Origin of the sequence: Actinomyces slackii (assembly GCF_900637295.1) — a bacterium.
GTDB lineage: Bacteria > Actinomycetota > Actinomycetes > Actinomycetales > Actinomycetaceae > Actinomyces > Actinomyces slackii.
In genome coordinates this window covers 332094-346487 of record NZ_LR134363.1, presented here as the reverse complement: position 1 = coordinate 346487, position 14394 = coordinate 332094, and the positions used below count along the sequence as shown (strand labels likewise).

Annotated in this window: 11 protein-coding genes; 10 read left to right on the top strand and 1 reads right to left on the bottom strand. The window is 72.0% G+C overall.

Annotated features, from left to right (window positions below):
- Positions 1-92 precede the first annotated feature (92 nt).
- The 7 genes from metG to EL266_RS01400 all read left to right on the top strand — a co-directional run bounded on the left by metG (position 93) and on the right by EL266_RS01400 (position 9145).
- Positions 93-1952, top strand: coding sequence for a methionine--tRNA ligase (gene metG, locus EL266_RS01430; protein ID WP_026426696.1), 1860 nt, complete (start codon positions 93-95; stop codon positions 1950-1952).
- A 4-nt stretch (positions 1953-1956) separates the two neighbouring features.
- The gene (locus tag EL266_RS01425; RefSeq protein WP_026426697.1) at positions 1957-2883 is read left to right on the top strand and encodes a TatD family hydrolase; all 927 of its coding nucleotides are present in this window, start codon (positions 1957-1959) and stop codon (positions 2881-2883) included.
- A 182-nt stretch (positions 2884-3065) separates the two neighbouring features.
- On the top strand, positions 3066-4055 hold the full coding sequence (locus EL266_RS01420; RefSeq protein ID WP_026426698.1) for a G5 domain-containing protein: 990 nt from the start codon (positions 3066-3068) through the stop codon (positions 4053-4055).
- A 194-nt stretch (positions 4056-4249) separates the two neighbouring features.
- Positions 4250-5137: a resuscitation-promoting factor gene (locus EL266_RS01415; RefSeq protein WP_232012073.1), complete on the top strand. Its 888-nt coding sequence runs from the start codon at positions 4250-4252 to the stop codon at positions 5135-5137.
- A 212-nt stretch (positions 5138-5349) separates the two neighbouring features.
- A complete protein-coding gene (gene rsmA, locus EL266_RS01410; RefSeq protein WP_034514790.1) occupies positions 5350-6282 on the top strand; it encodes a 16S rRNA (adenine(1518)-N(6)/adenine(1519)-N(6))-dimethyltransferase RsmA in 933 nt (310 codons plus the stop codon).
- Entirely contained in the window at positions 6279-7247 is a 969-nt protein-coding gene (locus EL266_RS01405; RefSeq protein WP_026426700.1) for a 4-(cytidine 5'-diphospho)-2-C-methyl-D-erythritol kinase, read from the top strand. The genes rsmA and EL266_RS01405 overlap by 4 nt, the downstream gene beginning before the upstream one ends.
- Positions 7247-9145 carry an ABC-F family ATP-binding cassette domain-containing protein gene (locus tag EL266_RS01400; protein ID WP_026426701.1) on the top strand — a complete coding sequence of 633 codons (1899 nt, stop codon included), beginning with the start codon at positions 7247-7249 and terminating at the stop codon, positions 9143-9145. The genes EL266_RS01405 and EL266_RS01400 overlap by 1 nt, the downstream gene beginning before the upstream one ends.
- 100 nt (positions 9146-9245) lie before the next feature.
- Here the strand turns inward: EL266_RS01400 and EL266_RS01395 are convergent, their stop codons facing one another.
- Complete coding sequence (locus tag EL266_RS01395; protein ID WP_026426702.1) at positions 9246-9788, bottom strand: hypothetical protein; 543 nt, start codon at positions 9786-9788, stop codon at positions 9246-9248.
- Between the two features lie 137 nt (positions 9789-9925).
- Between EL266_RS01395 and EL266_RS01390 the strand changes: the two genes are divergently transcribed.
- From EL266_RS01390 to EL266_RS01380, 3 genes are read left to right on the top strand one after another with little or no spacing between them, the layout of a single operon-like run.
- Positions 9926-10597 (top strand): FHA domain-containing protein, encoded by a 672-nt coding sequence (locus tag EL266_RS01390; protein ID WP_232012072.1) that lies wholly within the window; start codon positions 9926-9928, stop codon positions 10595-10597.
- Positions 10598-10607: 10 nt separating this feature from the next.
- Positions 10608-12836: an FHA domain-containing protein gene (locus EL266_RS01385; protein ID WP_026426704.1), complete on the top strand. Its 2229-nt coding sequence runs from the start codon at positions 10608-10610 to the stop codon at positions 12834-12836.
- Positions 12836-14308 (top strand): serine/threonine-protein kinase, encoded by a 1473-nt coding sequence (locus EL266_RS01380; protein WP_026426705.1) that lies wholly within the window; start codon positions 12836-12838, stop codon positions 14306-14308. The genes EL266_RS01385 and EL266_RS01380 overlap by 1 nt, the downstream gene beginning before the upstream one ends.
- Positions 14309-14394: the final 86 nt, after the last annotated feature.

Below are 14394 nucleotides of genomic sequence, written 5' to 3'. Positions count from 1 at the left end.
GCCGCGGGCCCAACCGGGAGCGGCAGCGCCGCTGGAGGCCACCGCCAAGGACACCATACGGGTCTGGCGCGGCGAGCGGATAGGCTTGGGCCATGACGCACATCCTGTCCGCGGTCGCCTGGCCCTACGCCAATGGCCCCCGCCACATCGGTCATGTCGCCGGATTCGGCGTCCCCTCCGACGTCTTCTCCCGCTACATGCGCATGGCGGGCCATGAGGTCCTCATGGTCTCGGGCACCGATGAGCACGGCACGCCCATCCTGGTGGCCGCCGACCAGGAGGGCGTCAGCGCCCGCGAGCTGGCGGACCGCAACAACAGGCTCATCGTTGAGGACCTGGTGGCCCTGGGCCTGTCCTACGACCTGTTCACCCGGACGACTGCGGGCAACCACTACGCCGTCGTCCAGGAGATGTTCCGCACGGTGCGCGACAACGGCTACATGGTCCAGCAGGTCACCCGCTCAGCCATCTCCCCCTCCACTGGCCGGACCCTGCCCGACCGCTACATCGAGGGGACCTGCCCCATCTGCGGCACGCAGGGCGCCCGCGGCGACCAGTGCGACAGCTGCGGCAACCAGCTCGACCCCACCGACCTCATCAGCCCGCGCTCGCGGATCAACGGCGAGACCCCCGAGTTCGTGGAGTCCACGCACTGGTTCCTCGACCTGCCCGCCCTGGCCCAGGCCCTGGGCGAGTGGCTTGATGAGCGCGAGGCCTCGGGCACCTGGCGCCCCAATGTCATCCGCTTCTCCCAGAACCTCCTGGGGGACATCCGCCCGCGGGCCATGACCCGTGACATCGACTGGGGCATCCCCGTGCCCGGCTGGGAGGACCAGCCCACCAAGCGCCTCTACGTCTGGTTCGACGCGGTCATCGGCTACCTGTCGGCCTCCATCGAGTGGGCGCGGCGCACCGGCGACCCCGAGGCATGGCGCGCCTGGTGGAACGACCCGGCGGCCCTGTCCTACTACTTCATGGGCAAGGACAACATCGTCTTCCACTCCCAGATCTGGCCCGCCGAGCTCCTGGGGCACAACGGCCAGGGCAGCCGTCAGGGCGAGCCGGGCGTGACGGCCGGCTCCATGGGCGTGCTCAACCTGCCCACCGAGGTGGTCTCCAGCGAGTTCCTCACCATGGAGGGCAAGAAGTTCTCCTCCTCCCACGGCATCGTCATCTATGTGCGCGACTTCCTCGAGCGCTACCAGGCCGACGCCCTGCGCTACTTCATCTGCGCCGCCGGCCCGGAGACCGCGGACGCCGACTTCACCTGGGCGGAGTTCGTGCGCCGCACCAACGGCGAGCTCGTGGCCGGCTGGGGCAACCTGGTCAACCGCACCGCCTCCATGATCCACAAGCGCTTCGGCGCCATCCCGGCCCCCGGCGAGCTGGAGGAGATCGATCGCGCCCTGCTGGAGGCCATCGAGACGGGCTTCGCCTCGGTGGGTGACCTCATCGCCCGCCACCGGCAGAAGGCCGCCCTGGCCGAGGCCATGCGCCTGGTGGGGGAGGCCAACAAGTACGTGGCCGACACCCAGCCCTTCAAGCTCAAGGGCGAGGATGAGGCCACGCGCCAGCGGCTGGCCACGATCCTGCACACCCTGGCCCAGGCCGTCGCCGACCTCAACCTCCTGCTCTCCCCCTTCCTGCCGCATGCGGCCAACGAGGTCGATCGCATCCTGGGCGGCCAGGGGCAGGTGGCCCCCATGCCCCGGATCGAGGAGGCCGAGGAGCTCGACCCCGGCGTCCTGCCCGAGGCCTTCGCCGGGCGCACCGGCTACCCCATCATCACCGGTGACTACAGCGCCGTGCCCGCCTGGCGGCGCCACCCGGTGTCCGTGGGGGTGCCTGTGGCCAAGCCCACCCCGGTGTTCACCAAGCTCGATGAGGCCATCGTCGAGGAGGAGCTGGCCCGCTACGCCGACTCCCTGCCCGACGACGTCACCGGCGCCTGACCCCATGGGCTCCGCCAAGCGCGACCGCTCCTGGCCGCCGGCCGACGCCGTCGCCCCGCTGCCGGCCCCGGTCACCGACAATCACGCGCACCTTCCGGTTCCCGGCGATGAGGGCGGCCCCGGCTCCCAGGCGCCGCTGAGCGCGGCGGAGCTGGTGGACCGGGCCCGGGCCGCGGGCGTGACGAGGATCGTGACCTCGGCCTGCGAGACCACCGCCTGGGAGCCGAGCCTGGAGCTGGCCCGCAGCCTGCCCGGGGTGCGCACGGCCCTGGCCATCCACCCCAATGAGGCGGTTGTGCACGCCGGTGTGCGCGAGATCGGCCCCGACGGCCTGGCCCCGCGCGTCATGGACCACCACGGGGAGGGCCTCGATCAGGCCCTGTCCCGGCTGGAGGCCACGATTCGCGCGAATCGGGATCATGTGGTGGCGGTGGGGGAGTCCGGACTGGACTTCTTCCGCACCGGGCCGGCCGGCGCGGCTGTTCAGCGCGAGTCCTTCCGAGCCCATATCGCCCTGGCCAAGGAGCTCGACCTGCCCCTGCAGATCCACGACCGGGACGCCCATGGCGCCTGCCTGGAGGTCCTCCTGGCCGACGGCGCCCCGCAGCGCACCGTCTTCCACTGCTTCTCCGGCGGGGTCGAGCTCGCCCGCGCCTGCGCCGAGCACGGCTGGTACGCCTCCATCGCCGGGCCCATCACCTACCCCGCCAACGAGGACCTGCGCTCGGCCGTGAGGCAGATCCCAGAGTCGCTGCTGCTGGTGGAGACCGATGCTCCCTATCTTCCCCCCACCCCGTGGCGGGGGCGCCCCAACGGCTCCTATCTCATGGGGGCGACGGTGCGCTTCCTGGCCGAGGCCCGGGGGCGGGATCTGAGGGATTTCTGCCTGGGGCTGCAGGCGCGCACCGAGTCCGTCTACGGCACCTGGTGACCGGGGCCCAGGCGCCGGGGCAAATCGCGCTCCCAGGCTGGTGTCAGGTTCATTCCAGGGCGGAACCAGTTGTACTTTGCACGGTTCTGTCACAAGCGGATCGGATGTGAGCAGGTGCATAGTCATCCTTGCGGATGATCCGCTACGGTGACGCAAGTCCGTACAGCGAAGGAAGACACATCGTGGGTCGTCACTCTCAGACCAGTTCACTGAACACCACTCTTGTGGAGCTCGGCGCCCTGGCGTCCCGGGGCCTGACCCCTGCCTCGACCGGCCATGGCCGTCGTCGTGCGGCAGGTCCCGCGAGGACCCCGCTGAGCCCCATGCTTTTCCGGGCGGGCGGCGCCGCGGCGGTTCTGTCCCTGGCGGTCTCCGGTGGCGCCTACGCCGCTGTGGCGGCCCAGGATGAGCAGGGCGGGCTCGGGGGCAACACCCTGGCCGCCCTGGGCGGTGAGGCCAACGGGGCCCCGGCCGGTGAGGCCGTCACGGTGGCCGACGACGGCGCGGCGACGGTGACCACGGTGACCGAGGAGACCACCCAGGCCCACGGCAAGACGGAGAAGCCCTCCGCCTCGGTGCCCGAGGGCGAGACCCGGGTGGAGACCGAGGGCGTCGACGGCGTGGTGCGCACCACCTACCAGGTCACCTCGGTGGACGGCAAGGAGACCTCCCGGGTGGAGATCTCCAGCGTCGTGGTCACCCAGGCCGTCGATGAGGTCGTCCTGGTGGGAACCGGCTCCGCATCCGCCCCCGCCGAGAGCGGGTCCACCAGCGCCCCGACGGACTCCGGCGCCACGGAGGCCCCGGCATCCACCTCCACCACCGAGCAGGCTCCCGCCCCGGCCGCCGACTCCAGTGCGGGAACCACCCCCGAGGGCGCCAAGGCCATCGCCCGCTCGATGATGGCCGGATACGGCTGGGGCGATTCCGAGTTCTCCTGCCTGGAGAGCCTGTGGGAGCGCGAGTCCAACTGGAACTACCAGGCTCAGAATCCCTCCTCGGGCGCATACGGCATCCCCCAGTCCCTGCCGGGCGATAAGATGGCCTCCGTCAGTTCGGACTGGGCGACCAACCCCACCACCCAGATTACCTGGGGCCTGGGATACATCTCCGGCCGCTACGGCACTCCCTGCGCAGCCTGGGCTCACTCCGAGTCCGTCGGCTGGTACTGACCCACCTACCCCATCCTCCCTGTGCCATGAGCCCGGCCACCCTCATCCGAGGGTGGCCGGGCTCATATCCGCAACCTGCGGGCATGCGCGAAGGAGCATCTGTGATGGGGAGCATTGCCCGGCGTGAGACGCGTCCGTTACCGTGTGCGGACCGCCGACACGTAAGGACATCCCCTGTGCCTCCCATGCCTGATATGACGATCCCGGACCCCCTCATCGACCCCGCCGAGGCGGTTCAGGATGAGCCCGCTGAGCGGCCATCGCGTCGGCCGATGCTGCTGCGCGCCGCTCTCAGCGCCGCCGCGCTGTCCCTGGTCGTCTCCGGCGGCGCCTATGCGGCGGTCGTGGCCACGGGCGATGGCCCCAGTTCCTCAACGGCTGCCCTGAGCGGCCAGGACCTGGGCGCCGAGGGGGGCCGATCCGGACAGCCGGTGGCTGCGGCCACCCAGGGCGCGGCGACGGTGACCACGGTGACCGAGGAGACGACCCAGGCCCACGGCAGGGTGGAGAAGCCCTCCGCCTCGGTGCCCGAGGGTGAGACCCGGGTGGAGACCGAGGGCGTCGACGGCGTGGTGCGCACCACCTATCAGGTCACCCTGGTGGATGGCAAGGAGACCTCCCGGGTGGAGATCTCCAGCGTCGTGGTCACCCAGGCCGTCGACGAGGTCGTCCTGGTGGGAACCGCCACGCAGGCGGACAAGACACCCGCCCCCAAGGACACGGGATCGGCTGAGTCCTCCCAGGCCCCCCAGGCGGCCCCCACCGCGGAGGCGGACTCCTCCGGCTCGGACTCCGGCTCCGGCGACGCCGGCTCCGGTGGCTCCAGCTCCGGTGGGAGCGCCCCCGAGGGCGTGTGGGCCCAGCTCGCCCAGTGCGAGTCCGGCGGCGACCCCACGGCCAACACCGGCAACGGCTACTACGGCCTCTACCAGTTCTCCCTGCAGACCTGGCAGTCCGTGGGCGGATCCGGTCTTCCCTCCGAGGCCAGTGCCGAGGAGCAGACCATGCGCGCCCAGGCGCTTCAGCAGAGCGCCGGCTGGGGCCAGTGGCCCCACTGCGCCGCCAAGCTCGGCCTGCTGTGAGGCGCTGACTCCCGCCGCCCGGCGCTGATCTGGCCGAACATTCGGCTGACATCCGACTGACATCCGGCCGCGGACTGGCCGCCGTCGCGCCGCACCCAGGCGGGCGGCCAGCCCCTCCTGATGGGAACGTGGAGTGAGTCCCGCTACTGTGTCCTGGTGAGCCCGGTGGCGCCGCGCCCCGGGCCCAGGACAGGAGTGAGGCAGCGACCGCCATGAGCCCATCGCGCAGCAGCCGGCCCGGCGCCGCGGACCCGACCTCGGGCCTGCTGGGCCCCGCCGAGGTGCGCGGGCTGTGCCACGCCCTGGGTATCCGCCCCACCAAGACCCTCGGGCAGAACTTCGTCCACGATGCCAGCACCGTGCGGCGCATTGTGCGCGGCGCCGGAGTGACCCCCGGTCAGGAGATCCTCGAGGTCGGGCCGGGCCTGGGCTCACTGACCCTGGCCCTCCTGGAGGCCGGGGCGCGGGTGACCGCCGTGGAGATCGATCCGCGGCTGGCCCGGGCCCTGCCCGTGACCGTTGCCGACAGGATGCCGGCGGCCAGCACGGACCTGCGCGTCATCGAGGCCGACGCCCTCGGCATCACCGGGCCGCAGGACCTGGGCGGGGCCCTGCCCGTGCGCCTGGTGGCCAACCTGCCCTACAACGTGGCCGTGCCGGTGCTGCTGACCCTGCTCGAGGCCCTGCCCTCCTTGGAGTCGGCCACCGTCATGGTCCAGGCCGAGGTCGCCGACCGCCTGGCCGCGCCGCCCGGATCGCGCACCTACGGCGTGCCCAGCGCCAAGACGGCCTGGTACGCCTCGGCGCGGCGCACCATCACCATCTCGCGCTCGGTGTTCTGGCCGGTTCCCAATGTGGACTCCGCCCTGGTCGAGCTCATCCGGCGCGAGCCCCCCGTCACGGCCGCCTCGCGCGAGGAGGTCTTCGCCGTCATCGACGCCGCCTTCTCCCAGCGGCGCAAGACCCTGCGCAAGGCCCTGGCCGCCCTGGCCGGGGGGCCGGAGGCCGCGGAGCGGGCGCTGCGCGCCGCCGGCATCGACCCGGCCGAGCGCGGCGAGCGACTCGATGCGACCGCCTTCGCCGGCCTTGCCCAGGAGCTGTTCGCCCGGGAGCCGGGAGGCAGCGATGCCAAGGAGAAGCCATGAGTCATCTTCGTTCGGTCCCCTGCGGGAGCGGGCCCTGGCCTGCGCGCTCGGGCTCGGCCACATCCGTGCGCGTCGAGGCGCCCGGGAAGGTCAATCTCTTCCTGTCGGTCGGCGCCCCGGGGCCTGATGGCTACCACCCCCTGACCACGGTGTTCCAGGCGGTGCGCCTCATCGAGACCATCACCGCGCGGCGCCAGTCCGCCCAGGCCCTCGGCGAGATCACCCTGGCCCTGGAGGAGCCCGACGACGCCGTGCCCACCGACGCCTCCAATCTCGCCGTGCGCGCCGCCCACATTCTGGCCGAGGCCACCGGGGTGAGCGAGGGCGTGGACCTGCTGGTGCGCAAGCGGGTGCCCGTGGCGGGGGGCATGGCCGGTGGCTCGGCCGATGCGGCCGCCGCCCTGGTGGCCTGCAACGCCCTGTGGGGAACCGGGCTGGGCACGGGTGAGCTCATGTCCCTGGCCTCCCGGCTCGGCGCGGACGTGCCCTTCCCGCTGCTGGGCTCCACCGCGGTGGGGCACGGGCGCGGGGACATGGTCACCCCCCTGATGGCGCGCGGCACCTACCAGTGGGTCTTCGCCCTCCACCACCGCGGCCTGTCCACCCCCGAGGTCTTCGCCCGCTTCGATGAGATGGGAGCAGGGCGGGGAGGCCCCCAGGAGGTCAGCGAGGCCATGACCGTCGCGCTGCGCTCGGGCAGCCCTCAGGCCCTGGCCGCCTGCCTGCACAATGACCTGCAGGCCGCGGCCCTGGACCTGCGGCCGGAGCTGGCCGATGTCATCGCCGTGGCGGAGGCCGCCGGTGCCCTGCGGGCGATCGTCTCGGGGTCGGGGCCCACCGTGGCCGCCCTGGTGGCGGACGCCGCCGGGGCCCAGCGGGTGGCCCGGGCCCTGATGTCCAGTGGGCTGTGCGCCGAGGCCCTGCGCGCCGACGCTCCTGTGGCCGGAGCGCGGGTGGTGGGCTGATGGCGCATCTGCTGGGGGTCGAGGGGCTGCGCCTCGTCGTCGGCTCGCGGATCCTGCTCGACGGCGTGACCCTGGGCATTGAGGACGGCACCAGGGTGGGGGTCCTGGGACCCAATGGGGCCGGGAAGTCGACTCTCCTGTCCGCCCTGTCCGGCCAGCGCGAGCCCGACGGCGGTCGCGTCACGCGCACCGGCGGGGTGAGACTGGCCATGCTCGGCCAGGGCGATGACCTCGTGGCCGGGACCACGGTGCGCAGCGCCGTTCACGGCGAGGTCCCCGAGCATGAGTGGGCCTCGGATGCCGCGGTGCGCGATATCCACGCGGGCCTCCTGGCCGATCTGGACCTGCGGGCCGATGTCGCCACCCTGTCCGGTGGCCAGCGCCGGCGCGTCGCCCTGGCCTCCGTGCTGACCGCGCCGGCCGACGTCGTCATCCTGGACGAGCCCACCAACCATCTGGATGTTGAGGGCGTGGACTGGCTGGCCCGCCACCTCCATGAGCGCTTCGCCGGAAGGCGCGCGGGCGCCCTGGTCACCGTCACCCACGACCGCTGGTTCCTCGACGCGATCTGCACCCATGTGTGGGAGGTCGTGCCCGGCGCCGACCCGGGCGGGGGCCGCGCCCAGGTCCCCGGCGGCATCGAGACCTACGACGGCGGCTATGCCGCCTACGTCCTGGCCCGCGCCGAGCGCGCCCGCCAGGCAGCGGCGGCGGCCGCCAAGCGGGAGAACCTGCTGCGCAAGGAGCTGGCCTGGCTGCGCCGGGGAGCCCCGGCCCGCACCTCCAAGCCGCGCTTCCGCATCGAGGCCGCCGAGGCCCTCATCGCCGATGTCCCCCCGCCGCGTGACACGGTCGAGCTCATGGCCATGGCCACGGCCCGCCTGGGCAAGCGCGTCATCGACCTGGAGGATGTGGCCGTGCGCTACCCGGACGGCGCGGGCCCCCAGCAGCGCACGGTCCTGGAGCGGGTGACCTGGCGACTGGCGCCCGGGGAGCGGGTGGGCATCGTCGGCGTCAACGGCGCGGGCAAGACCACCCTGCTGCGCCTGCTGGCCGGCACCCAGGAGCCGAGCTCTGGCCGCGTGGTGCGCGGCAAGACCGTGGCGGTGGCCACCCTGTCCCAGTCCACCCATGAGCTCGATGAGCTGGCCGACCTGCGCGTGGTGGAGGCGGTCTCCATGGTGGGGGAGCGGGTCGTGGTGGGCGGCAAGGAGCTGACGGCCGCCCAGCTCGTCGAGCGCCTGGGCTTCACCCGTCAGCGGGCCTGGACCCGCGTGGGTGAGATCTCCGGCGGTGAGAGGCGCCGCCTTCAGCTGCTGCGCCTGCTCATGACCGAGCCCAATGTGCTGCTGCTCGATGAGCCCACCAACGACCTGGACACCGACACCCTGGCGGCGGTGGAGGACATCCTGGACTCCTTCCCCGGAACCCTGGTGGTGGTCTCCCACGACCGCTACCTGCTGGAGCGGGTGACCGACCACCAGATGGCCCTGCTGGGGGACGGGGCCCTGCGGGCCCTGCCCGGCGGTGTGGAGCAGTACCTGGAGCTGCGCCGCCAGGGGCTGGGCGGCCAGGCCCCGACGCCCTCGAGGCGGTCGGGCCAGGGCTCTGGCGCGCGCGGAGCATCGCGGCCCGCCTCCCCGGCGCGTCCCGACGGGGCGCGGATGCGAGAGGCGACCAAGGGCCTGGCGCGCATTGAGAGGCGCCTGGATCGGGCCGCCGCGGCGGTTGAGGCCCTTCACGCCCGCCTGGAGGAGGTCTCAGCCGATCCCGCGCGCCTGGGCGAGCTCGCCGAGCTGGGCCGCGAGCTGGCCACCGCTCAGGCCGAGCACGCCCGGATCGAGGAGCAGTGGCTGGCGGCAGCCGAGGAGGTCGAGTCGCTGGGCCTGGGGGCCTAGGGCGGCGTGAGGGGGATGGTCGGGATCCGGGCTGCGGTCCGGGCCGGTCGCGCTTAGCAGGACGTCGTCGTCCCGGACAGGCTCTGGGGAGGGGGCCGGGTCAGACCGGCGCGACCTGGCGGGCCAGCTCGACCAGATCGTCCAGATGGGGGGAGATGGATGGGGCCGCGGCGCCCCACAGGCGCATGACCAGGTCAACGGGGACCGTGGGCAGGCCCGCCAGCCGCAGCACGACGGCGCCCTGAGTGGGACCCGAGCCCTCGCCGAAGGCGGAGAAGCCGGCCATGTCATGGCCGGGGCGCAGGCGCACCGGCTCGGTCGTGGGGAGCATGGAGGCGATGAGGGCCCGCTGGGTGGCCCGCCGGCCCTCCTTGGAGCCGTCATCCCCGGCGATCTCCAGGCTGAGGTCCACCACGAAGGGCGGGTTGGCGACGTCGTCGATGTGCATGAGCCGGGCGAAGCGCCCCTGGCGCTCCATGGACTGGAGCTCGCCCAGCAGGGACTCCAGCTCGGAGCGCCACTGCGGTCCGGTCACACCCAGGTGGGCGCTGCGGTGCCGCGCCTCCTCCCTGGCCCAGCCCGGGGGCGGGAAGGGCGGGATGATCACCCAGCGCTGGGGATCAGGCGTGACCGCGATCTGCACGTTGTGCTCCTTCCGAGACCTCTACACCGATGCACTCTAGTCATCTAGACGCCTACTATGTCTGTCCTATGAGAGTCCGAGAGCACCACGTAGCAATTATGCCTGCCACGACTGGTAGCCGCAGCATCCGCGCGCTGGTGGATCTCTTGCTGATTCTTGCAGTTTTCACGCTCCTCATCGGCAGGGGCGTCATGTGGGCGCTGGGCGCCTGCGCGCTGCTCATCGCTGTGATGACTCTCATGATGGCGCTGACGGGCGCCTCGCCCGGCGGGCTGGTCAGCGGGGTGCGCATGCGGCGGGTGGTCGACCCCGGAGGCCCCCCGGGATGGTCCGCGGTGGTCTATGTGGCCTTCCTCCTGCTGGCGGCTCTGCCGACGGCGGGCATCGGCGCCCTGGTCCTCATGTGGCGCAGCCTGAGCGGGGGCGAGCATCGCTCCTGGTTCGATCGCATGGCCGGAACGGTCATGCTCTCCTCGCGCCGGACCTCGCGCGCCCTGTGCTCCCTGGTCTTCGAGGGCGCAGTGATACCTGTCACGGGCCCGCTGGTTCTGGGCCGCAGGCCCACGGCGATTAAATCCCACCCCGAGGCTCATCTCGTGACCGTGCTGGAGGGTGAGGACTCGGTATCCAAGACCCATGCCCTGGTGCTCCCCGCGCCAGATGGGGTCTACGTCACGGATCTTGGCTCGACCAATGGGACTCATATCGAGGTCGACGAGGGTGTTCGTCGTCTCGCTCCCGGCCAGCAGGGTCACGTGGGCCGGGGGAGGCAGGCATACTTGGGTGACGGAGTATGTGTCGTCCGTTGAGGAGAGGAAGATGACCAATAACTCGAAGAATGTTGTCTGGTGGGCCGAGGGCTCGTGGAGCGGTGTGATCACCGATCGTGCGGTGATGCTGCTGCCCCCCGATGTCCCCCAGGACCTCACGGAGCGCCTGTGGTGGCTGCTGCGCAGCGAGGAGGGATCCCTGACCCACGCCCTCGATGAGCTGGTGATGGGCATGGGCGGTCGTCTGGGTGCGATCCCGGACTTCCTCCTGGCCGTGACCACGCCCGACGACGTCTTCCACATGGCGCTGCGCGGCGAGGCCAAGGTGGAGGTGGACGGTCACCCCGTCGACGCCACCGGCATCACCACCTGGTTCGAGACGACATTCACCGCCCCCACCTCCGTGGTGGCGCACACGTCTCAGAAGACGACGGCCCTCCTGCGCCCGGCCACCGACGCCATCGTGGGAACCAGCCGCCTGGTCATCAAGGGCGGGCGCTCCAAGACCGAGGACGGTGAGGAGGACGACCCTGATCGAGCAGGTGCCCTCGCACCAGTAGCCGATCTCGGCGTCGAGTCCGACGCCGCCACCGATGATGCTGATGTTGAGCCGGGTCCCCAGGACCAGGATGCACCGCAGGCCGAGGCCTCCGATGATGCTCCTTCCAGTGCCGCCGCGACCCCTGAGCTCGACGACGTCCCCGCCCTGAGCGGGCAGGCCCCTCTGGGGCAGGATGAGAGCGTCTCGCCTCTCTACCCGGACTTCCTGGAGGAGGGCCTTGTCGAGGCCGCGCAGGCCGATGAGGCCGACGAGGCCGTCACGACGGACGAGGCCCTGGAGCGGGCCCTGATCGAGGACGCCGCCGCCGAGGCTGAGGAGGCCGTGGAGGCCGTGGAGGCTGAGGCTCCGTCCACTGAGGACGCCGACCAGCCGGTCGAGGCCGTCGAGCCGCCTGCTGAGGCCGCGGTGCTCGCCGCTGCCGCGCAGGCCGGCGGGCCGCTGGAGGACGGGCCCTTCGACCGGGTCGCCGATCCGATCCTGGGCGAGGAGCTGGAGGTCCGGCTGCCCGCCGAGGTGGAGGACTCCGTCTCCCGCGAGGCGCAGGCCGTGGAGGAGGCGCCCTCGGTGCCGCTTCCCGACTTCCTCGTCGAGTCGCCCGAGCAACCGGCCCTCGACCTGCTCGACGAGGGCCCGCAGGGCCCGGCCGGGCTTGTCGAGGCGCCTGACGCCGAGGCGCTCTCGGACGATGCCGTTGAGGCGGGCCGGACGGTCGAGGCCGGTTTCGACATGCCCGAGCCGGCGGCCGCCCCCATGATCTCCGACCCGGAGGCGCTCGCCCTGGATGCGGGGCTGCCGGGGCAGGATGTGGCCGATGGCCTCATCGCCCCGCCCCCTCCTCCCGGCGTGGAGGACGAGGCCGCCCTGGCCGAGGCCCTGAGGCTCAGCGCTGAGGACCGGCCCGGGGATCATGACGGGCGCACCATCGCGAGCCTGCCCGACGACCTGTCCGAGGAGCTGCGCGCTGAGCTGCTGAGCCAGGGCGTCTCCACTGGGGACTCCGAGCAGGCCTCGGTGACCCCGCCCGCGGGCGGTGCCGGCGGGAGCGCAGAGCATGGAGAGCGCGGAGAGGCGGAGGCCCCGGCCTCCTCAGTGCTTCTCCAGGAGGCGCCCCGATTCGGCGACCATGACGGGCACACCGTCGCGGGTCTGCCCGAGGATCTGGTGGGTCAGCTCGTTAGCCTCATCGGCGGCGATGAGAAGGAGGCGGAGCAGGAGGCTCTTCCCCTGGTCTCGCCCGCCGAGCCGGAGGCCGTGCGCGTGGTGCTCTCCGCGGTCTGCGGCCAGGGCCACCCCAACCCCACCAATTACACCACCTGCCGTGAGTGCGGGGCCGAGCTCAACCGCCCGGCCAAGTCGGTGGCCTGCCCGCCTCTGGGGCGGATGGTCACCTCGGCGGGGGAGTCGGTGGCACTGAGCCAGCCCGTGCTGGTGGGGCGGGGCCCGGTGGCGGACTCCGTCTCCTCGGTGGCCGACGTCCCGGTGCTTCCGCTGCAGATCCCCAGCCCCAACCAGCTGGTCTCACGCAATCACATCCTCATCGAGCTCGATGCGTGGAGCGTGCTGGCCCAGGACCTGGGCAACTGCAACGGAACCATTCTCAACCGCGAGGGAGAGGCCTCGGTGCGCCTGGCCGCCTCCAACCCCGTGCTCCTGCGCAGCGGTGATGTGCTGGATCTCGGCGACGGTCAGACCCTCACCTTTGAGAATCTGCCTTGATGCTCGAACGCCACGGGACGCCCCCGGTCATCGCGGGCTTCACCTATCTCAGCGACCTCGGGGCGGGGGGCTACTCGACGGTATACCTGTTCGAGCAGCAGATGCCCCGCCGCGAGGTCGCTGTCAAGGTGATGAATGCGGACGTGGAGGACAGGACGGCCAGTCGCTTCGAGTCCGAGGCCAACCTCATGGCCCGGGTCTCCTCGCACCCGGCCATCCTGTCCATCTACGGTGCCGGCGTCTCCACGGACGGGCATCCCTTCCTGGTCATGGAGTACTGCCCGCCGCCGCAGCTGGGGGCGATCCTGCGCCAGGGCGCTCTCAACGTGGGCGAGGCCCTGTCCATCGCCATCCAGATCGCCGGGGCCGTTGAGACGGCGCACCGTGCCGGGATCGTTCACCGGGATATCAAGCCCGCCAACATCCTGTTCACCACCTATCGCCGCCCCGTGCTCTCGGACTTCGGCATCTCAGCGATGAGCGGCCCGGAGGGCTCCGAGGAGCTGCGGGGCATGAGCGTGCCCTGGGCCCCGCCCGAGCAGCTGGTGGGGATGCGCTCGGCCAACCCCGCCTCCGACGTCTACTCCCTGGGCGCCACCACCTTCGCCATGCTCACCGGCCGCAGCCCCTTCGAGGTTGATGGGGCGCCCGATGTCTACGAGCTCTCCCGCAGGATCGTCAAGGATCCGCTGCCGCCCCTGGGGCGCCAGGACGCTCCCCCCTCCCTGCACCGGGTCCTGTCCGTGGCCATGGACAAGAACCCCGAGTCCCGCTACCCCACCGCCCTGGCCTTCGCCCGTGCGCTCCAACAGGTCCAGGCCGAGCTCGACCTGCCCATCACCACCGTCGACCTCTTCCATGAGGCCGAGGCCACGACGGCCCGTCCCCAGCGGCCCGAGGAGGAGGACGAGGCCACCCACATGGGGGTGTTCTCCCGCGTGGAGATCACCAGCGACGGCATGGCCATGCGGGTGGATGACAGCCCCGGCCCCCAGCTCCCGCGCCCCATCGGCTACGACGAGGAGTCAGAGGAGGAGGCCGCCCCGGCGCGCGAGAGCCGCTGGCGACTGGTGGTCGCCATCGTGGCCGGCCTGGTCCTGGTCGCCCTGGTCATCGGGGCCATCGTCGTCGCCCAGCAGCGGGAGAGCGCGGGGGGCAACTCGACCTTCCAGACCATCGCACCGCCCAAGGTCAGCCCTGTCGAGGCGGCGGTGGAGCCCCCCACTAATCTGCGCGGCGAGGTGGAGGAGGATGGCTCCGTGGTCTTCACCTGGGATGCTCCCAGCCCCGAGTGGAAGGGCAGCTATCTCTACCGGGAGGTGGTTCCCGGTGAGAAGACGGATGTCGAGCCCACCAAGACCACGACGGCCTCCATCCCGGCCCGCTCCGGGCGGACCTGCCTGGAGGTCTCCGCCGTGCGCGACGACGGCAAGTCCTCGCCCTCGGTGACCGCCTGCATCGACACCCCCTGAGCCCCGCTGACCTCCGCGCCGTCGTCCCGCGGCTGACGGGGCAGGCGGGGCATGCCCAGGCCCGCGAGCCGCGCTCCGGCGCAAGG